This is a genomic window from Bacteroides sp. ET489, assembly GCF_030518095.1.
GTDB classification, from domain to species: Bacteria; Bacteroidota; Bacteroidia; order Bacteroidales; family Bacteroidaceae; genus Bacteroides; species Bacteroides ndongoniae.
In genome coordinates, this window is the sequence record NZ_JAULLJ010000003.1 from 102,046 (window position 1) to 121,590 (window position 19,545).

13 protein-coding genes are annotated in these 19,545 nt (G+C 47.4%); 1 reads left to right on the plus strand and 12 read right to left on the minus strand.

The genetic code is table 11. The features are described 5' to 3' along the window. Position 1 precedes the first annotated feature (1 nt). The 5 genes from Q3C19_RS02755 to rpmH form a co-directional block, all read right to left on the minus strand. Positions 2-1,141, minus strand: a complete 1,140-nt coding sequence (locus tag Q3C19_RS02755; RefSeq protein WP_302727068.1) for a 1-acyl-sn-glycerol-3-phosphate acyltransferase — start codon at positions 1,139-1,141, stop codon at positions 2-4. A 116-nt stretch (positions 1,142-1,257) separates the two neighbouring features. Beyond that, positions 1,258-2,238 (minus strand): D-alanine--D-alanine ligase, encoded by a 981-nt coding sequence (locus tag Q3C19_RS02760; protein ID WP_022163916.1) that lies wholly within the window; start codon positions 2,236-2,238, stop codon positions 1,258-1,260. Further along, positions 2,235-3,359 carry an RluA family pseudouridine synthase gene (locus Q3C19_RS02765; RefSeq protein ID WP_302727071.1) on the minus strand — a complete coding sequence of 375 codons (1,125 nt, stop codon included), beginning with the start codon at positions 3,357-3,359 and terminating at the stop codon, positions 2,235-2,237. Before Q3C19_RS02765 ends, Q3C19_RS02760 begins: the two co-directional genes overlap by 4 nt. Positions 3,360-3,397: 38 nt before the next feature. Further along, a complete protein-coding gene (locus tag Q3C19_RS02770) occupies positions 3,398-4,048 on the minus strand; it encodes a PASTA domain-containing protein (RefSeq protein ID WP_022163914.1) in 651 nt (216 codons plus the stop codon). Between the two features lie 285 nt (positions 4,049-4,333). Further along, positions 4,334-4,495, minus strand: a complete 162-nt coding sequence (rpmH, locus tag Q3C19_RS02775; protein ID WP_007564314.1) for a 50S ribosomal protein L34 — start codon at positions 4,493-4,495, stop codon at positions 4,334-4,336. Between the two features lie 263 nt (positions 4,496-4,758). Here rpmH and efp point away from each other — a divergent pair, with 263 nt between their 5' ends. Further along, on the plus strand, positions 4,759-5,325 hold the full coding sequence (gene efp, locus Q3C19_RS02780; RefSeq protein WP_277120495.1) for an elongation factor P: 567 nt from the start codon (positions 4,759-4,761) through the stop codon (positions 5,323-5,325). A 144-nt stretch (positions 5,326-5,469) separates the two neighbouring features. Here efp and Q3C19_RS02785 read toward each other — a convergent pair whose 3' ends face one another. The 7 genes from Q3C19_RS02785 to Q3C19_RS02815 all read right to left on the minus strand — a co-directional run bounded on the left by Q3C19_RS02785 (position 5,470) and on the right by Q3C19_RS02815 (position 19,300). Continuing rightward, positions 5,470-7,755 (minus strand): GH92 family glycosyl hydrolase, encoded by a 2,286-nt coding sequence (locus tag Q3C19_RS02785; protein ID WP_302727077.1) that lies wholly within the window; start codon positions 7,753-7,755, stop codon positions 5,470-5,472. A 36-nt stretch (positions 7,756-7,791) separates the two neighbouring features. Further along, entirely contained in the window at positions 7,792-10,314 is a 2,523-nt protein-coding gene (locus tag Q3C19_RS02790; protein WP_302727079.1) for a glutaminase family protein, read from the minus strand. A gap of 127 nt (positions 10,315-10,441) precedes the next feature. Next, positions 10,442-11,314 carry a DUF4361 domain-containing protein gene (locus tag Q3C19_RS02795; RefSeq protein WP_083380867.1) on the minus strand — a complete coding sequence of 291 codons (873 nt, stop codon included), beginning with the start codon at positions 11,312-11,314 and terminating at the stop codon, positions 10,442-10,444. 34 nt (positions 11,315-11,348) lie between these two features. Further along, positions 11,349-13,325 carry a RagB/SusD family nutrient uptake outer membrane protein gene (locus tag Q3C19_RS02800; RefSeq protein WP_302727083.1) on the minus strand — a complete coding sequence of 659 codons (1,977 nt, stop codon included), beginning with the start codon at positions 13,323-13,325 and terminating at the stop codon, positions 11,349-11,351. A gap of 10 nt (positions 13,326-13,335) precedes the next feature. After that, positions 13,336-16,404 (minus strand): TonB-dependent receptor, encoded by a 3,069-nt coding sequence (locus Q3C19_RS02805; protein WP_113740836.1) that lies wholly within the window; start codon positions 16,402-16,404, stop codon positions 13,336-13,338. A 5-nt stretch (positions 16,405-16,409) separates the two neighbouring features. Continuing rightward, positions 16,410-17,696 carry an IPT/TIG domain-containing protein gene (locus Q3C19_RS02810; protein WP_302727086.1) on the minus strand — a complete coding sequence of 429 codons (1,287 nt, stop codon included), beginning with the start codon at positions 17,694-17,696 and terminating at the stop codon, positions 16,410-16,412. Between the two features lie 56 nt (positions 17,697-17,752). Further along, positions 17,753-19,300, minus strand: a complete 1,548-nt coding sequence (locus Q3C19_RS02815; RefSeq protein WP_302727088.1) for a GxGYxYP domain-containing protein — start codon at positions 19,298-19,300, stop codon at positions 17,753-17,755. Between the last annotated feature and the right edge of the window lie 245 nt (positions 19,301-19,545).

Sequence of the window (19,545 nt, forward strand, 5' to 3'; positions counted from 1 at the left end):
GTCACACTTTCAGGTAATTGGTCAACGGATTGGCATACATCTGCAACAGCTTCGTGCGCAGGAAATCCTCGTCCTTGCCGGGCAGGTCGATGCGCGAGAGCTGCTGCTCCAGATAGGCCGCAAAGCGTTTCTCGTCGGCTTCGGTGTAGTGCGATGCAAACTTGCGGGTCGCGGTCAGCAGGTCGTGAGCCACGTAGTTGTTGGGATACAGGCGGTAGTTGGCATGTATGCCAGCATCGAGCAATGCGGAAACCCGGGCAAACAGTTCGGGCTTGGGTAGCGAACGGTCGAACGACTTCAGTGCCTCGTTGATGCAAGGTGCCGTCTGGAAGTGTACACGGCCTTTATAGCCGAAGATACCCGTCTGCATGTTCTGCAGGTCGTCGGCCTGCGTTTTCTTATAGTCGGGGTTGTCGCGCTTCAGCTGGAACTCGCGTGCCTTCAGGAAGTCGCACGGGTCGAACTCATACGAAATGGACAGGGGGACGATGTTCAGTTCCGACAGGCGGTCTATGATGTCGCCCTCGCCACCCATGGCCATCATTTTGAGTACGCTGTCCTGGGTGCGGTCGTCGGAGTCCTTGGCGCGTCCCTCGCGCTGTGCAATCCAGATGGACTGTTTCTTGTCGCGAATGGTGTAGTGCATGTAGCGCGACATGCGGGCAGACGATTCCAGCTTCTGACGCATGGTGAGCGCACGCTGCACAATGAACGACTTGTTGACCCGCACCAGTTTCTTGATCCAGGGATAGATGAGCAGATTGTCGCCGATGGCTATCTCCACCGTGTCGAGTCCCTGTTCTACCAGCATGACGGAGAGCAGTCCGGAATCGAGCACGATGTCGCGATGGTTGGAGACGTAGGTGTAGGCCGCCTGACGGTCGGTCAGGGCAGAAATATCCAGCGTCACTCCGTCGGTAGCTTCCTTGATGATCTTCTTCAGCAGTCCGTAACAGAAAGTTTTCTGAAACTCGAATTTCGTCTTGCAGGCACGCATCTGTCCGGCAATGGCCTCGAAGGGGATGCCTGGCATTACGGCGCCCACGACCTGTCTGAATGCCGGGTCGGTAATCAGCTCCTCGAATATCTGCGGGAGTTCGCTGTCGTGGTAAGGGCGGATTTCGTCAAATTCCTCGTTCATGACTATAAGTTTTTGAGTTAATGTGATAATATGATAGTGAAGCTACGAAGCCATGCGACCGTCGGTCTGCAAGAAATTCTTCATTCTTCATTCCTCATTCTTCATTTCCCTGTTCTTTATTTTTCGAAAGCGTTCTCGATGATGTCGGTCATCACGTCTTTGATGTCCATGCCTGCGGCACGCACCTGCTGGGGGATGAAGCTCGTGGCCGTCATGCCCGGGGTGGTGTTCACTTCGAGCAAGTTGATCTTCTCGCCGGCGGTGACGATGTAGTCCACACGGATAATGCCGCGTGCACCGAGTATGTCGTAAATGGCCGAAGTGAGTTGCTGTACGCGGTCGCGCAGCTCATCGGGAATGCGGGCGGGGGTAATCTCGTCGGACTCACCGTTGTACTTGGCCTTGTAATCGAAGTATTCGTTGTGGCTTACGACTTCGGTGATGGGGAAGACTACAGACTTCTGGCGCGTCTTATAGCAGCCGCAAGTCAGTTCGGTGCCGTCCATGAAGGCTTCGATGACTACTTCCTGTGCCTCGTCGAAAGCCTTGGCGATGGCGGGCTGTATTTCGTCGCGCGTCTTCACCTTGGTGACTCCGAAGCTCGATCCGCCCAGGCTGGGCTTGATGAAACAGGGCAGGCCTATCTTTTCAATGACATCGTCGTCGCTGATGGTCTGGCCCCGGCGCAGAAGCAACGAGTCGGCGATGCGCACGCCGAAAGACTTGAGGTACTGGTTGCAGGCAAACTTGTCGTAAGTGAGCGAGGCAGCCAGCACTCCGCAGCAGGAGTACGGGATGTGGAGCATGTCAAAGTAGCCTTGCAGACGTCCGTCTTCGCCGGGCGTGCCGTGAATGGTGATATAGGCAAAGTCGAAGGTCACCTTGCGGCCGTCGAGCTGAAAGCTGAAGTCGTTGCGGTCGACGGGCACTGTGGTTCCGTCGGGCAGCTGCACGTGCCAGTCGAGTCCGTGCATCTGTACGATATAGAGTGTGTACTTCTCCTTGTCGATGAAGGAGTAAATGCCCTGTGCACTACGCAGGGAAACATGAAATTCGGAGGTATCGCCTCCGCCTACGATGGCAATTGTACGTTTCATTCTAAGTTTCTGTTACTGATGTAGCTCCGCCACTTGTCGATGAGCCGTGACATGTCGTCGGGCAGCTGGGAGGTGAAGTGCATCTCCTGGCCGGTGACGGGATGGACGAAGCCCAGCGTCATGGCGTGAAGCGCCTGTCGCGGACAGGTGTCGAAGCAGTTGTTTACGAATTGTTTATATTTTGCAAAATGCGTTCCTTTCAGTATCTCGTGGCCGCCGTAGCGCTCGTCGTTGAAGAGGACGTGGCCGATGTGCTTCATGTGCACGCGTATCTGGTGGGTGCGTCCGGTTTCGAGGATGCACTCGACGAGGGTGACGTAGCCGAAGCGTTCGAGTACGCGGTAGTGGGTGACGGCATGCTTTCCTTCGCCATCGGGCAGGACAGCCATCTGCATGCGGTCGCGCGGGTTGCGGCCGATGTCGCCCGTTATGGTTCCTTCGTCCTGTTCGACGTTACCCCACACCAGGGCACGGTAGCGGCGCTTCGTAGTCTTATGGAAGAACTGGTTGCCCAGGTTGGTCTTCGCATCGGGGGTCTTGGCGATGACGAGCAAGCCGGAGGTATCCTTGTCGATGCGGTGAACGAGGCCCACGTGGGGGTCGTTGGCATCGTAGTCGGGGACGTCCTTCATATGCCAGGCAATGGCGTTGACCAGCGTACCGTGGTAGTTGCCATGGCCGGGGTGTACGACAAGTCCGGCAGGCTTGTTCACCACCATCAGGTAGCGGTCTTCATAGACGATGTCGAGCGGGATGTCTTCGGGGATGACCTCGTTGTCGTAGCGGGGACGGTCCATCATAATGGTGATGACGTCCAGCGGCTTCACCTTGTAGCTGCTCTTCACGGGGCGACCGTTGGCCATGACGAAGCCTGCGTCGGCAGCCTTCTGTATGCGGTTGCGCGAAGCGTTGGTCAGGCGGTCGAAGAGGTACTTGTCGACGCGCATCATCTCCTGTCCGCGGTCCACCACCACACGGAAGTGTTCGTAGAGCTGTGCCGCCTCGCCCACGGGTTCGATGTCGTCAAGGTCGTCGGCATCGATGGGTTCGGCGTCGGGCAGCGGGGTGTCGGGCAGCGCGGCCGAAATGTCTTTTCTGTCAGCTGGTATGTCGGTAGTCATAGTTGCAGTCTGTTGGTACGTTATAGCGATGGGCGGTGTCAGAACCAGGATTCTTCGTCTTCGTCGGCAGGAGCACCGGTTTCGGCACCGGCCGTATCTTCCACTCCGAGGGAGTCGGTCTCCAGTTCGGGCTCTTTCTCACCGTTTCCGACAACGAGTCGCAGCATGGAGCCTACGGGCACCTGCTCGCCGATGGCCAGGGGGCGTCCTTTGTACTCGACGCTGTACACCCAGTCCGTTTCGCCGGGTATCTTGCGAATGGAGTCGAGTCGGAATCCGGCTGCCAGCAGACGGGCTTCGGCCTGACGGAGGGAGCTGTTGTCGGCCACGTCGGGGACATTGCACAGGGGCACGCTAAGGGTGTTGATAGTAAGGTAGACGATGCGCCCCTGCTTGACACGCTGTCCGGCCGAGGGGTTGTGGTCGAGGATGCTTCCGGCAGGGAGCTTCTTGACATAGGTCGAGTCGGACACGACACCAGACAGCCCACGGTTGAGCAGCAACTGCTGTGCCTGGGCGACGCTCATCCCCTTGATGTCGGGGACGGTGACTGCCTGTCCGTGGCGGGTATATACGTCGAGGCCCTTCAGCACGCCGTAGACTACGGCGACGAGCACGATAATCATTGCCAGTATGTTCAGCCAGAAAAAGCGGTTCTGGCGGAAAGAGAAAAATTCTTTTATCGTCATAATTGATGCGTTATTTGGGGCAAAGATACGCAATAGTAGCAAGAAACACGAAAGTTGAGGGTGGAATTTCAGCGGAAAGGACACGAGTGCCTGCAACAGGCTTTATACAACACTTGCACGGCTCGCGAGAGACACTTGTACGGCTCACGAGCCACACTTGCATCGCTCGCGAGCCGTACAAGTGTCCCACAAAAGGCCCGTCGCCGCCCGCAGGGGCAGAAAAAAAGAGAGCACATCCGCACCGGATGTACTCTCTTCTTTATCTTTTCGTTACAAGGGAACGGCTTAGGCCTTCACTCCGTTGTATTCGTCAGAAACAGTCAGTTTCTTGCGACCTTTAGCACGACGTGCTGCCAATACTCTGCGGCCATTGGCTGTAGCCATTCTCTCACGGAAACCGTGTTTGTTTCTTCTCTTTCTGTTGGAGGGTTGAAATGTTCTTTTCATTATTGTATCTTTTTTACGTTATTATTCTCACGAATTCGGGCTGCAAAAATAGAGACTTTTTTCAAAATAACCAAGAGATAACTCATTTTCTCTCAAAAGTTTTTGCGATTTTTACCGAATTCCATTAATTTTGCACCCGCATTTCGCAAGAAGAGAACACACTACAGTCCGTGTCCGACCGGAGGACGCCGCCTCGCATGACTGGATCGAACTTGCTTGAAAGACTTAAATTAAAATACATATATAAATAAAAGAAGATAGTTATGATTAATGCCCAAGACATTAAAATCGGAACTTGCATCCGCATGGACGGCAAGCTGTATTTCTGCATCGACTTCCTGCATGTAAAACCGGGAAAAGGTAACACTTTCATGCGTACGAAACTGAAAGACGTTGTAAACGGCTACGTGCTGGAACGCCGCTTCAACATCGGCGAAAAGCTGGAAGACGTGCGCGTAGAACGCCGCCCCTACCAATACCTCTATCAGGAAGGCGAGGACTACATGTTCATGAACCAGGAGACTTTCGAACAGATTCCCATCGCTCACGACCTGATCAACGGTGTTGACTTCCTGCTCGAAGGCCAGGTAGTAGATGTAGTTTCCGATGCTTCGACTGAAACCGTACTCTATGCCGACATGCCTATCAAGGTACAGCAGAAGATTACTTACACTGAGCCGGGTCTGAAAGGCGATACTGCCACCAACACCCTGAAGCCTGCTACTGTTGAGTCGGGTGCCACTGTACGTGTTCCCCTCTTCATCAACGAAGGCGAAACCATCGAAATCGATACTCGCGACGGTTCTTACGTGGGCCGCGTGAAGGCATAAATACAAGCCTGAAAAAACAAAAGAAAGAGGCTGTCGGCGTTTGTCCGACAGCCTCTTTTCGTTTCTGCACAAAGACCGTTTCGGGATAAGACAGTGACTAACCTATTTCTTTCTTCATCCGACTGCCGCCTTTGCACCGAAGAATCATTGCTGTTCGTTCGAGAAAGAGTACGGGAAGTCTGCCGGCTTCGTACCGCGGTTCGTGGCCGGATGATCGTCCATACCGAACACCAGTCGTCCGCCTTGCAACAAGTCGAAGTGTTTCAGGTAGTTTCGGGTATAGTTCTTCCCCTGCCAGCGGAGCGACTTCACGTAGACATTCTCGCGACTGTTATCGGGTGCCTCGATGGAGAGCGTGTGTCCGTTTTCAAGATGAAGTGTGGCCTTGCGGAACAGCGGTGAGCCAAGCACGTACTCGTCCGTCCCCGGACATACCGGATAGAAGCCCAGAGCCGAGAACACATACCAAGCCGAAGTCTGCCCGTTGTCCTCGTCGCCGCAATAGCCGTCGGGCGTAGGCGAATACAGTTCGTCCATCACACGGCGCAGCCAGTATTGCGCCTTCCAGGGCTGTCCGGCATAGTTGTACAGGTATATCATGTGCTGAATCGGCTGGTTGCCATGCGCATAGTTGCCCATGTTCATCACCGTCATCTCACGAATCTCGTGTATCACCTGTCCGTAATAGCTGTCGTCGAACAAAGGCGGAACGGCAAACACTGAATCGAGCATCGTCACAAAAGCCTCACGGCCTCCCATCAGGTCGATCAGTCCCTGCGGGTCGTGGAATACAGACCAGGTGTAGTGCCAGCTGTTTCCTTCGGTAAATGCGTCGCCCCACTTCAGCGGCGAGAAAGGCGACTGGAAATCGCCACCCTTGTTGCGTCCGCGCATCAGACGACTTTCGGGGTCGAACACGTTCCGGTAGTTCATCGCACGTTCGGCAAAGCGTTTCTGCTCTTCTGCCGGACGGTTCAACGCCTTGGCCAGACGGTAGATGCACCAATCATTATAGGCGTACTCCAGCGTGCGGGCCGTGTTCTCCTTGATGTTCACATCGTAAGGCACATAGCCCAGACGGTTGTAGTAGTCATGTCCCAGACGGCCAGTGGAAGGAACCTTCGGATGCACATGCTCCGTGCCATGCACCAGGCCGCGATAAAGCGTCTCCACATCGTCCACCTGCACTCCTTTCAGATAAGCGTCGACCAGCACCGAAGCCGAGTTGTTGCCAATCATGCAGTCGCGATGTCCCGGGCTGGCCCATTCGGGGAAGAAGCCGCTTTCGCGATACGCATTGAGCAGTCCTTCCTGCATCTGACGGTTCACAGAAGGATACATCAGGTTCAGGAAAGGGAACAGACAGCGGAATGTATCCCAAAAACCCGTATCGGTGTACATGTAGCCGGGCAGGACCTGTCCGTTGTAAGGACTGTAGTGCACCGGATTTCCATCGGCATCGAACTCGTAAAACGCCCGCGGGAAAAGCAGCGAACGGTACAGGCACGAATAAAACGTGCGCTGTTGCTCCCAGCTGCCACCTTCTACCTCGATGCGTCCCAGTACGTCGTTCCAGGCCTCGGCTCCTTTCTGCACCAGTGCGTCGAAGCCGTCGGAGGCCAGTTCCAGCAGGTTGCGTTCGGCCTGTTCGTAACCGATAAACGAAGAAGCTATCCGCGCGTGCACTTTCTCGCCCTTACGGGTAGAGAAGCCGATTACGGCTCCCGCATGCGCAGATTGCTGCTCGCAGACACCCTCTCGCAAGTTGCCGTTGTCCACCGCAGCCGTATAGGTGAAAGGTTTGTCGAACTCTATCACAAAATAGTTTTTGAAGTTGTCGGGCACCCCGCCGGTGTTGCGTGTCGTATAGCCTACGATTCGTCTCTCGTCCGGCAATATCTTGACGTACGAACCCTTATCGAAAGCATCGACCACGATGTACGAACGCTCGCTGTCGGGGAACGTGAAACGGAACATCACCGCCCGTTCGGTAGGCGTCAGCTCGGTGAGGACATCGTAATCGGACAGGTATACCTTATAATAATGGGGCTTTGCCACCTCTGCCTTGTGCGAGAACCAGCTGGCCCGCTTCTCTTCGTCGAATTCGGGTTTACCGGTCAGCGGCATAATGGAGAACTGTCCGTAATCGTTCATCCACGGACTGGGCTGGTGTGTCTGCTTGAAGCCGCGTATCTTATTCGACGTATAGACATACTGCCACCCGTTGCCCATCTTTCCCGTCTGCGGAGTCCAGAAGTTCATACCCCACGGCCTTGCAATGGCCGGATAAGTGTTTCCCGCCGAAAGTTCGAAAGTGGATTGTGTTCCCATCAGGGGATTGACATAGTCAACAAGTCCCTGCGCACGCAGAAAGGCATCCGGCCTGACAGTCAGAAGCAACAGGGAGAGAAGAAAGATTTTTTTGATCATACTATCATACTTTTATTCACAATAAACAGAAAGAACCTACTTTTTCAAATTCAGACGTTCCATGAGAAGCTTCATATAGAACCCTCCTACCACGGAACGAGCCTTGAAACTCATCATATTGGCCGACTTCGTATCATACCAGTCGCTTAATGGCACACGCGAGGACGTTTCATCGGCATACTTATACACGGTATGGACAAACTTCAGGAAATCGTCCTGCGTTCCCAGACAGGCAGTCCACATAATCCAATCGTTTTTGCTATAAGTTTCGCGCGAGTCCAAAGGCAGACCGTAAGCGTTCATCTTGCCGTGATAGAACTTCATTTCCGTTTCGGCCACTTTGGCCGGAAAGAGATTCCACCCGAAAACTTTGTCCCAAACCATGTTATACTTCTGGCTCCAGGTTCCCGGCTTGTCGAATGCCAGCCGGTAATGGTCTCCGTCAAAAGCCATCTTCTCCCATTCGGTCGCCATGTCACGTGCCTTTTGCCCGAATTCGTCAGCCACAGAGTCGTAGCCTAACATGCGTGCCATTTCAGCATAGCCGGCAATTGCAACAATAGCCTTTACAGACAAGTTGACGTTATGTGCCCAATGCCCGGCAAAATCGTCCGTACACACCTGGTTCTCGGGATCCAATCCGTACTCGGCCAAATAATTCGTCCACGTTGTCAACGTCTGCCAATGCTGAGCCGCAAATGCAGCATTGTTCTCTCTCAGCGATATGGCTGTAGTCAGAATCACCATGTTGCCAGCCTCTTCAATCGGCATGTCTCCCCCGTAAACCACTCCGTTGGCAATGGGGTATGTTCCTAAATCGTGTGTCGGATAAGGTTTCTTCCAACGTCCGCTCTCACTGTAATAGAAAATAGAACGCATCATTCCCTTCAGCAACTCCGGATTGTAGACCAGGAACAAGGGAGCCGACGGATAGGTGATATCAACCGTATTGACACACCCATTACTATTGTTTTCCTTAGAGAAGAAGAGTACGTTCCCGTCGTCATCGGTAAACAGCTTATGCGCAGCTATCGTTTGCCGGTAAACCAATGCCAACAGTTCGGCATACTCTTTTCCGCCGGCCTTCTCAGCCTCATTCATCAGTTCCAGGTCGAAAGCACGGCAGCGTTCCATCCGCGATGCATAGTCGGCGTGCGCACGCTCGAAGGCAGTAAATATATCTACCCTTCCGTCGTGCTTCCAGTAAGCTTGCCGACGTTTATAGAAATATTCCAAGGCATAGACATCATCATAGCCCAGCATCAGGAAGCCCGACTTTCCGTCGACATCCACCTTACCCAGGTTGTCGGTGTAAGCCATCACAGGCATGGTCTGTTGCCCCGTACTTTCCAACGAATAAAATTCCGGCGAAATCGTTCCTTCATCGAGGAAAGACCTCTTTAAGCCATAATAAGTGCCTAAAGCTGTCTTCTTGCCAATTCCTTTGGCCGATGCCAAATAAACATGTCCCCAGTCTATCCGAACGATGTCACCCTTACGGGCAGTATAGGCTTGATCTACTGTTCCGGCCCGCAAATAATCCATTCCGTTCTTTGCAAAAGCTTCCGACTTTACCGGCTGGCTGACTTCGTGCACAGCCAATAACGGAGATGTTTCGAAATAGACCTGTACATCGTGCTGCTTCTTGTCCAGCGAACGCACACGGTAAGAAATATAATTGATCGGAGTAGAAATCAAATCGAGGTCGTCCATCAGCAACGGGGCTGTAAAAGCCAAATCCAGTTCGACCGGACCGCATTCAAATGTATAATAGGTCTGCGTAGGCAATACGTCCACCGATTTCTGGTGCGCCTCGTTGTCGAAACGACATACGGAATCACCTTTTCTATACAAGCCAAAGTCAAGATAGGCACCATGCACCGTGTTGTGGCAGTGAACCGCAATGACATTCTTTCCCTTCCGCAACATCTGCTTCTCGGCAACCGACAGTTCTTTCCAGACATCGTTTCTCCATGTATTCCCCGTAGAGACCAACAGATTACCATTCAAATAGATCTCCGTCACATCGTCATGCGAATACTTCAGCAACAACGGAACATCCTCATCCAACGAATCCATTACGAATTCTCTCCGTACCCAGATGTCGGAGTTTTCCTTACTCCATTTTGTTTTTATCCGCTTGTTTTCCGAAGTTCCGAACGCAGCCTTTCCTATGTTCCAATGTCCGTCGTTATAATCCAGCTCATACCAATTCTCTTCGGGAGCACGATCCATCAGAAAGCATCCTTCCCACGCCTCATCATCCGTCATAGGCAATATCGCTTCGTAGACCTGGCGGTCTTTTCCCATGAAACGATAAGTCTTTCCATCTACACGTATAGCCCCCATGATAGGATGTTCGTCCGCAGTCCAATGTTCGGTATTTCCATCGGTCAACTTATCATACGGAGACCAAATGGAGAAATAAGGATCCGACGTGATCAGCGGAACAGAAGGTGCACGCAAGTCGACACTCCGGACAGGCTTAAACAGATCGTCTGCCGCCGATGCACGAAGCGCCGTCAATGCACTCAATAATAACAGAAATAATAATCTCATTTACTTAGTCCAATTTATTAAATTACAACAGGATGTCAAAGTATCCCAAAAGCAACGGAAGATTATCCGCGGCACGCAATCCGATACACAGAATGCAATGCACGACGAATAATCTCCGTTCCACCCCTTAATTTTCTTCAAGCTGTTTCAGCGTACCGTCCACACTATAAGTCTTTCCGTCAGTATCGCGATATACATACTTGAACGTAAAGCCTTTTGTCTCGGGATCGTACACACCTTCGCTCGAAAGTACCTCCAGCTTATCCCAACCAGACATACTCAGCGTATTGTCTTCGGGGTTGATCTTCATGCGGATGCAGGAGCTGGCGATGTTACGGTTTTCTTCAATAGTGGCCAGATTGAAGAAACGCACTTCATGCTCATCTATTGCCTTCAGCGTACGTACCGATGCTACCATTGACGGATCTCCCACCGGCTGACCATCCTGCAACTCTTGTTTAATGACGTTCAACTGGTAACTGTCAGAATATTGATTAGCCATATTGAACGTAAACAGCAGAATCGTATCCGGTTTCGAAATCTCGCAGGAAGCTGAAGCCAGTTTGAAAGACAGCATATAAAGCGAATCACATTCCAACTCGCGTGCCTTAATCTTAATAGGCACACGTGCATACGTATCGCCAGCCTTAATCACCCCAGACATGGAAGGAACGCTGTATAACCCTTCATCAATCTTATGATAACGAGGCTGCCCTTCACCGATATATCGCTGATTGTACTCATCAATTGCATCGTCAGCCTCTACCAAAGTAAACTGTACATCTGAATCGATCACCAGGCTTCCGCCTACCCCAACCGAAATATAAGTCTCCTGCTCCTCGTCCGGAGTAAAATATACACTCTTCGTCTGTACCTCGTCAGCAGCACCAACAATGAATACTTTCTTCACATACTGCTCATCCTTCAGCGGATCTTCAATACATCCGGAAAAAGAAAGCATCAATCCGGATGCGGCCAATAAATATATAAATTTTCTCATAATTATTTTCCATTATTTACAATAACTTCATTAATTACCAACCGGGGTTCTGTACCAGTTTGGGATTCTTGTCAAGCGTATTTCTATGAATCGGGAAGAAGTTCATCTTGAACGAGAACGAACGACGCGCATACTTGTAATTAACAATAGTCGGCGTATAGAACAGCTGGCGTTCGTTAGACTTAGCCTCTACGTTCATACCCATAATAGGTTTGTTCAACATCTCCATAGCATCACCCCAACGTCTCAAATCAAAGAAACGCATATGTTCGCATGCAAACTCAATCTGGCGTTCGCGCTTTATCAGGTCACGCATTGCCTCACGATTGTTGGCCTCAGCTTCCGTTATACCCGGCAGACCGGCACGGTAACGTATTTGGTTGAAAGCCTTGCAAATTTCAGCCGGATCACGCGTAATCGTTTCACCACTTTCAGGATCGGTATACGTACCATCCATTTCATTCAAAGCTTCCGCATAGTTCAGCAGGATTTCAGCATAACGGATGATGGGGAAAGCTTTCTGACGGTTAGTACCTTTCAGATTATCTTCCGGATTGGTATACTTCTTCAATGTATATCCGCTATGACATTTATCATCCGGCAATTGAGCATTAGGCTGAACCGTTCCATCCTTATAATAAGTAGCCTCAATATTTTTGTAACTGGTCTCCGTACCCAGATAAGAAGAACCCGGCCAGAAACAATGACAAAAGCCTATAGAAGCATAGAAACGAGGTTCTCTGTTGACAAACATCTTAGCTGTACGAGGCATTATTTCGTATCCGGAAAATTCGAGCAAAGCACCAGAAGAAGTTCCGACTTCCTTGTAAGCCTCATCAGGTCCTGGATAAGGATATTCGGCACTCGAATTATTAATATCACGACCATCTACCATGTAATAAGCATCAATCAGACTTTGTGTCAAGCTCAATCCATTTGCTCCACCCATTGCTTGTGGCATTACAATCCAGTTGACCGATTCATCACCTCCTCTCCACGAGTCACAAGCGTAAATTATTTCGTCGTTCGACTGCAAAGGAGTTTCTCCATTAAACAACTCACTGTACGAGCGCAACGGGTCAATATTTCCTGCACCGTTCGGGAAAGATTCTTTTGAGACATTGGCTGGAAGTTCAGGCGTCTTGGTATTTTTAGGAATAGTATGAAGTTTATATACTCCCAAGTCCATCACTTCCTTTGCAGCCAATGCAGCTTGTCCCCATCTGTCGGGATCATAGCTTTGAGAAATGAAGTCTCTTCCATCCGAAGTTTGCCAGCCACTGTAAGCTGTATTTCCATTGAACCACGGACTAGCCTGCATCAGACGAACTCTCGAAATCACAGCCAAAGCAGCCCCTTTAGTCGGCTGATAGATCTCGGAAGTCGCCGAACGTCGTTGCAAAAGCATTTGTGAAGCCATTTCCATAGATTCGCAAATATAATCGCAGCATTCATCGAACGTATTTCTTTCTATAGCCATATTTTCGATCGTTTCATCAGTTTCGAATGGGTCATCCGGAATAATAGGTACCGGACCATATTGACGAATCAAAAGATAATAATAATATCCTCTTAAGAAATAAGCCTTTCCGGCATAATCACGTCTGTCGATTTCGGAAATATCCAAGCATTCGTTGATACGCTTAATTACTACATTAGCTTTCCGGATCCCTTTATAGAATTCACCCCAACGTGCAAAATAATTAGTAAATTCATTTATTTCATCCCGAAGATATTTCGTACCGGCATGGCGATCATCATTCCAAGCCACGAAATTTTCATCACTGGCTGTCTGGAAAGGATCGGCTGAGTGTGTATACAACCGGCTTTCATCATTCAGATAAGCAGCTGCTCCATTAATATATTGATCCAATAAGTTTTTACGGGAAAATACCGAATCCAAGCTGGTCATATCATCAATATAGCGGTCTACATTCAGGAAATCGCAAGACACCAGACTGCATCCCCACAATCCCAGGCAAAGAGCTATTTTATAAAAATTCTTTTTCATTTCTTACCTTTTAAAATTTAACATTCAACTGCAATGTAAAAGAGCGTTGTAACGGATATACGGCACCGTTGCTGGAAGCCTGTCCCGGATCCCACAACTTCACATCGTCCCAGCAAGCCAAATTATCACCTATCAGGCTGATGGTAGCACTCTCCATACCAATGTTATTGCGCAACCAAGCGTTTGTCCAACGATATGAGATTTCTACATTCTTCAAACGCAGATAACTTGCATCGGCCATCCAGAACGTAGAAGCCCGGTTATTGTTGGCATTATTGCCATAAGACAGACGTGGGAAGCGGGCATTCGGATTCTCTGTTTCTTTTGTACCCGAAATTTCCGCACTGGTCCAGCGGTTCTTCTGATCGGCCACAATCGACAATACATTACCTGTCTCTCCGCCGACAAACGGATAAAAACCTGCACCACCATAGAAGAAGTTAGCTTTGCCTGTTCCTTCAAAGAATGCACTGAAAGTCCAGTTCTTATAACGAAGTTCTGCTGCAAATCCGTATTGTATCAAAGGTGTATTTGCATAAGACAAGGGAACTACGTCATCATCGTTAATCAATCCGTCACCGTTTACATCCTTGTACTTGATATCTCCCGGCAACACTTCCTTTTCAAAAGTCTGTCGTGGGCTGCTGGCTACATCTTCCTCATCTTCGAACAATCCCAATGCGATCAATCCACGCAATACTCCATACGGATAACCCGTATTGGCCTGATATGGATAACGGATATTGGCCTGTTCCCAATTCGTGATTTCATTTCTTGTAATAGTATAGTTTCCACGTAAAGTCAGATGCAAGTCTTTACCAAAAGACTGATTGAAACTTACATTACCGTCGATACCGGAACTTTCCATTGAACCAACATTCGAGAAAGGCAATGAAACCCATCCTGCTTCTTCTGGAATAGAAGCACGCTCCTGGAAAATACCAGTACGAATATCCTTAAAGAAATCGGTAGTCAATTCAATCTTATTGTCCCAAAGCTGAGCATCAATACCGAAATTGTATTTTTTCGCTGTTTCCCAACGTAAGTTATCTGCTCCCATCTGAGCTTCTCCAATACCTGTACCCCAAGCACTATTCAATCCTCCAACAGTAGTCAAATAAGGGAAACGGCGGTTTCCGGCAACACGGTCGTTACCAACAGTACCAATAGAACCACGGAACTTCAGGTAATTAATAAACGGCAAGTGCTCTTGGGTCCATTCATATTGAGTCGGAGTCCATCCCAATGCTATTGCAGGGAACAATCCGAACTGTTCTCCCGGTTTGAAGTTTTCAGAACCCGTATAACCGATATTGGCTTCAACAAGATAGGTATCCTTATAAGAATAAGTAGCACGACCGGAAAGAGCCTGGTAACGTACCGGAATCGAAGAAATAGCATCCCCAGCATCCGATGTCTTGTAAGTCTCCATATAATAGTGTACCAATCCAGATACCCGATGGTCACCAAACTTTCTTTCGTAGTCGGCACGTGTTTCAAAATAGAACTTCTTGTCAGCACCTGTTGTACGACTATAAGTAGCATCCTGCTTAGGAACAGTCAATTCTGTATTCAGAGTGCCATCATAGAAAGAGCGGTCGGTTGCATAATACAGGTCCGGCATTTTCAGACGATAAATGTTATGGTAACTGTTACCTGTAAACGAGAACAATGCACTGACAGACAAGCCCTTTGTTATCATATCCAACTCCTGACGAAGATTCAGGTTCATCTTCGAAGTAGAACGGTCGCGTTCCTTGTATCCTGTATGATTCAACTGAACATACGGAGATACCTGATCACCATTAGCTCCATAAGCGGAAAGTTTACCGTCTGAATACCTTACAGGAACTGTTACCGGCGTCAGGTTGGCCTGTGCTGTCCAAAGAGCATCATTATTGTCACTATCACCGTAACCGGGCATATTCTGCATGGTAAATACCTGATCCAATCCCAAAGAAAGTACGGTAGTCTTTGTCAGATTGGCATCGATATTAGCACGGAAAGAATATTTCCGATATTTTACATTTGTATCGTGTTTATTAGCCGACTTATCCTGATTGAAAATAGCATCTTTATTCTGAATACCAATACTCAAGAAGTAACGGGCAGCTTCACCACCACCACTCGCACTCAGATAGTGCTGATTACTAAATGTATGATCTTTCAGGATAACATCTCTCCAATTTACATTCGGATAAAGATCCGGATCCAGACCACTCTTAAACAAATCCAGTTCAACATCGGTATAACGAGGTTTCAATCCTCGTGAAAGGCGAGCTTCGTTAGCCAAAGCAGCATAAGTAGATGCATCTACATATTCCGGCATTCGTGCCGCATACGAAATGGTTCCGTTAGTTTTAAATTCTATTTTCAGTTTTCCGGCTTTACCACGATTAGTTGTCACTACCACAACACCGTTGGCACCACGCACACCATAAACTGCTGTTGCCGAGGCATCCTTCAAAACGGTGAAGCTTTCGATATCTGCAGGATCCAAGTCATTCAGATTTCCTTCTACACCATCAATCAACACCAATGCACCCTGATTGGCACCAAATGTACTGATACCTCTGACCCAGAATTCTGAAAAGTCTTTTCCAGGTTCACCACTACGCGTTACAGCAATAATACCCGGAACACGACCTCCTAACATATTGGTTACAGAAGTTGCCGGAACATCCAATTCTGCCGGAGCTATATTCGTTACAGCTCCTACCACACTCACTTTACGAGCTGTAGAACGTCCTACAACAACCACTTCATCCAAGGTTCCAACATCCTCTTTCAAAACAATCTTAACCCGTTCTTTCGAGTTGGTAACCTTGTACTCTTCCGTCTTATAACCTATAAAAGAGAACTGAAGTATATCATTCTTATTAAGCCCGGAAATACGAAAACGTCCATCCAAGTCAGTCACAACGCCTTTTGACGGATTATTCTTTACCACCACTGAAACTCCTATCATGGTTTCACCTTTTTCGTCCATGACAGTTCCGGCTACCATATAGCCCTGCTGCGCGTATGATACCTGACCACACAACAGCAACAATATAAATATTATAAATGTGTTTCTCATATCTCTTATTCTATTGCTAATTTACGAACACTTACTCCCCAGAATTGTCCGATGTAGAAGTTTTCTTCTTCATCCATCACAATATCCCATGGTCCATTAAATCGGGATAAATACGGCACACCATCTACAGCCCCGGCAACACCGTACGACCCGGCTATCGTAGAAACAAGCCCTGACGGATATGCAATTTTTCTTATTGTATGACACTGAACTTGAGCTACATAAATATTTCCATCACGATCGACAGACATACCCATCGGCGAAGTCATTTGTGCTTCATCCAAATAACCATCTTGTCCACCTACACCTTTAAAACCAACATATTCCTCAACCGTTTTTCCATCCAAGCTAACTTTATAAATACCATGAGCAAACTCTTCTGACATCAAAAAGCAATTCATTTGCGGATGCCATACCAGATGATTATCTGTTGCATTAATCGTTGAGCCACAGTTTGGATTCAGTAATTCAACAATACCTGGATCCTCCAGATTAATACGTCCAAACTTTCCTGCATTATCTCTAAAATAAAGCCACTCTTCATCTGGTCCAAAACAAGCACATTGTATAGCTCCCTCAAAACCAGGAATATCCTCGGCCAAAGTACGTGGCAACCATAAATTATCTTGCTCTAACTTATATACTGTATGAGGAGTACCGTAACGAATAAAATATGCAGTTTTACCATCTTTAGTAATGGCCGGTTTACCAGCTTGTATTCCAGTAACCAAAGTAACAACTGTATTCTCGTTCAAAGCAGCCATACGTATTCTCCAGTCAAAACGTTCACTGATTAAAAGGTTATTACCAGTAACCATTCCCAAGCCACAAGTCCATCTGAAACGAGCACCAGTCAACGTACCATCTTCATCTCCACCAACATCATTTTTTCCCACAACTGTAGTCACAGACTCTTTCACTGAATAGCCAAAGGTCTTATCCGCACAAGTAACAGTATCCTCACCAATAACGACACTGACACTGTTATTCCCTGCCGGTTGTTTCGGTACCAGACAGTAAATCATATCCCCACTGGATGATATAACACGAGCTTCCCGTGTCTTATCAAAGAGAACCTTGATGTTTTCAATATCAGTTCCAAAATTAGAACCTTTGATGATACACTTTGTACGCATACCTCCCGAATCCGGTTCAAACGTATAAAATTCAACCGGCTTGGAAGGATCATACGGAGTTCCTGCCGGAGCACTGTACGACTCCGAATCATTGCAGGCTGCTGCCAATAAACCTACAGCAACTACTGCAAATCCTAAAGATCTCATTCCTTTCATAATTATTAGTATTAAAGTTTAATATTAAGAATTTCCATATCCCTATAATTTACTTGTTACTTGTTTACAGAACCTAAGTTCTTTTTTATCAATTTTACAAACATTTCAGGTGTTACTACTTTCACATTTTTATTCAAACCGTCAACTACTGTTTTCATGTTCTTAAAGCCTTTACTCCAAACATGAACTACAACTAAAGTATACCCTTCTTGTATTTTAGGATTTGCAGGCTTAGCGTTAATACGTTCAATAAGGTCCGATTCTTCCGATAATCCTCCCCATAACAAATCACCAGCCTCTATTACAGGCTTTCCATTACTTGCTAACTTGATTGTCCCATTGGACGGTTCTGCAAAACCTGTATAAAAAATGGCATCAATATCCGGCTGTTGCAGATACTTCTCCCATAAATCCATATTGTTAACTCCACCAGAATCAATTACATTGAAAATATGCAATCCTGTAGCTTTTGCCATTTTATTGCATTGTTCCAGATAGCCATCTATTTTATCTTGTGGGAATAATGTAGGAAATGTATATCCTAACCCACTTGGTGCACAAACAAAATAATCATTTACCGTTTTATGCTGATAATACCAGTTCAATACAGACGGTGCCAAGTCATATAAAGAAGGACTAATTGTATACCCTACAGGAAAACTTCCCCTAATAGGATCTGAATAAATATCATACATTGTCCAATAATCATAAGAGACATTATCGCCATCGGTCAGCATAAAAGTCACATAATGAACATTTTCCTCTTCTACAGCTTCCTCATCACTTCTTGGCTGGCATAAGCCCTCTGTGTTGTATATACTACTCAATGTTGCCAAATTAGGAGCCATATCCGTACCTACAAAAGGTATACCCTGTTCTGTAGCATTTTTTATCATCTTAAATTCATCAAGTCCTCCTCCCAAACAAACACCACCAGTCTGAATATCCTGCAAAACTGAGTTTCTCCAATAAGTTAACCCATCATAAAAAATAAAACAGTTAGTCAATGTGACATAATCCCTCAAATGGAACTTAATATCCGGTGATAACTCTGCTGCAAACTTTTTATAGAATGTAGACTTATATTTCTTGAATACCCATTTCTCGTCTCTATCTGATACATCCATCAAACATGTAGTAATCCCTAAAGAATTTATTTCTTTTTCCAGAGGCTTATCCACAGCCACAGCCTTTAAAGGACCACACAAAGCAACTGCTGCAGTCAATGATCTCGAATTCCTTAATTTATTATACAATACAGATCCTTGGATATCGATTGTTTTACAGAAATACGTTACCAGCTCCTCAAAAGATCCAAACTCCTTAATCTCAACTCCATATGATGTGTTCAGATGATTTTTCCAAACAGTAGAAGCACCTCCCTCTTCTATATAAATTTGTTCCCCTGACATCTTTGCAGCCAATCCTTGTAAAGTGGAAATACATACACGTTGATTATCAGTCAGAACACTATTATTTATAGTACATAAAACTTTAAGTTCTTTCCCTTTCGGATAAAATAATCCTTCTGCCAGATGCTGATCATTAATTATCTCATCAGGATCTGAAGGCTGCTCCATTGTATTGTCATTACTGTTTTCCATTTCATTAGATGCCTCACTACATGCAACCAAAGAAAGCAAACTACAGCATATAAAAAAAACGTAATGTCTAAGCATAAGTTCCTAATCATTAAATACAATTTGATTTACAATTATCCTAAAAACATCCTTTTACCTTTTTGTTACCTTCTTATCCCGATCATCTTTTACCTTCACTCAAATTTCAAAAGCCAAATCCTTTTGAGTAATCAATGTAGTTAACCTACGTAACTTGAGTCTTTAAACTT

Coding starts and splice junctions, on each gene's coding strand:
- Q3C19_RS02815 (WP_302727088.1), bottom strand. CDS start 19,300: ATGGAAAACAGTAATGACAATACAATGGAGCAGCCTTCAGATCCTGAT.
- Q3C19_RS02805 (WP_113740836.1), bottom strand. CDS start 16,404: ATGAGAAACACATTTATAATATTTATATTGTTGCTGTTGTGTGGTCAG.
- efp (WP_277120495.1), top strand. CDS start 4,759: ATGATTAATGCCCAAGACATTAAAATCGGAACTTGCATCCGCATGGAC.
- Q3C19_RS02800 (WP_302727083.1), bottom strand. CDS start 13,325: ATGAAAAAGAATTTTTATAAAATAGCTCTTTGCCTGGGATTGTGGGGA.
- Q3C19_RS02785 (WP_302727077.1), bottom strand. CDS start 7,755: ATGATCAAAAAAATCTTTCTTCTCTCCCTGTTGCTTCTGACTGTCAGG.
- Q3C19_RS02770 (WP_022163914.1), bottom strand. CDS start 4,048: ATGACGATAAAAGAATTTTTCTCTTTCCGCCAGAACCGCTTTTTCTGG.
- Q3C19_RS02795 (WP_083380867.1), bottom strand. CDS start 11,314: ATGAGAAAATTTATATATTTATTGGCCGCATCCGGATTGATGCTTTCT.
- rpmH (WP_007564314.1), bottom strand. CDS start 4,495: ATGAAAAGAACATTTCAACCCTCCAACAGAAAGAGAAGAAACAAACAC.
- Q3C19_RS02755 (WP_302727068.1), bottom strand. CDS start 1,141: ATGAACGAGGAATTTGACGAAATCCGCCCTTACCACGACAGCGAACTC.
- Q3C19_RS02810 (WP_302727086.1), bottom strand. CDS start 17,696: ATGAAAGGAATGAGATCTTTAGGATTTGCAGTAGTTGCTGTAGGTTTA.
- Q3C19_RS02765 (WP_302727071.1), bottom strand. CDS start 3,359: ATGACTACCGACATACCAGCTGACAGAAAAGACATTTCGGCCGCGCTG.
- Q3C19_RS02790 (WP_302727079.1), bottom strand. CDS start 10,314: ATGAGATTATTATTTCTGTTATTATTGAGTGCATTGACGGCGCTTCGT.
- Q3C19_RS02760 (WP_022163916.1), bottom strand. CDS start 2,238: ATGAAACGTACAATTGCCATCGTAGGCGGAGGCGATACCTCCGAATTT.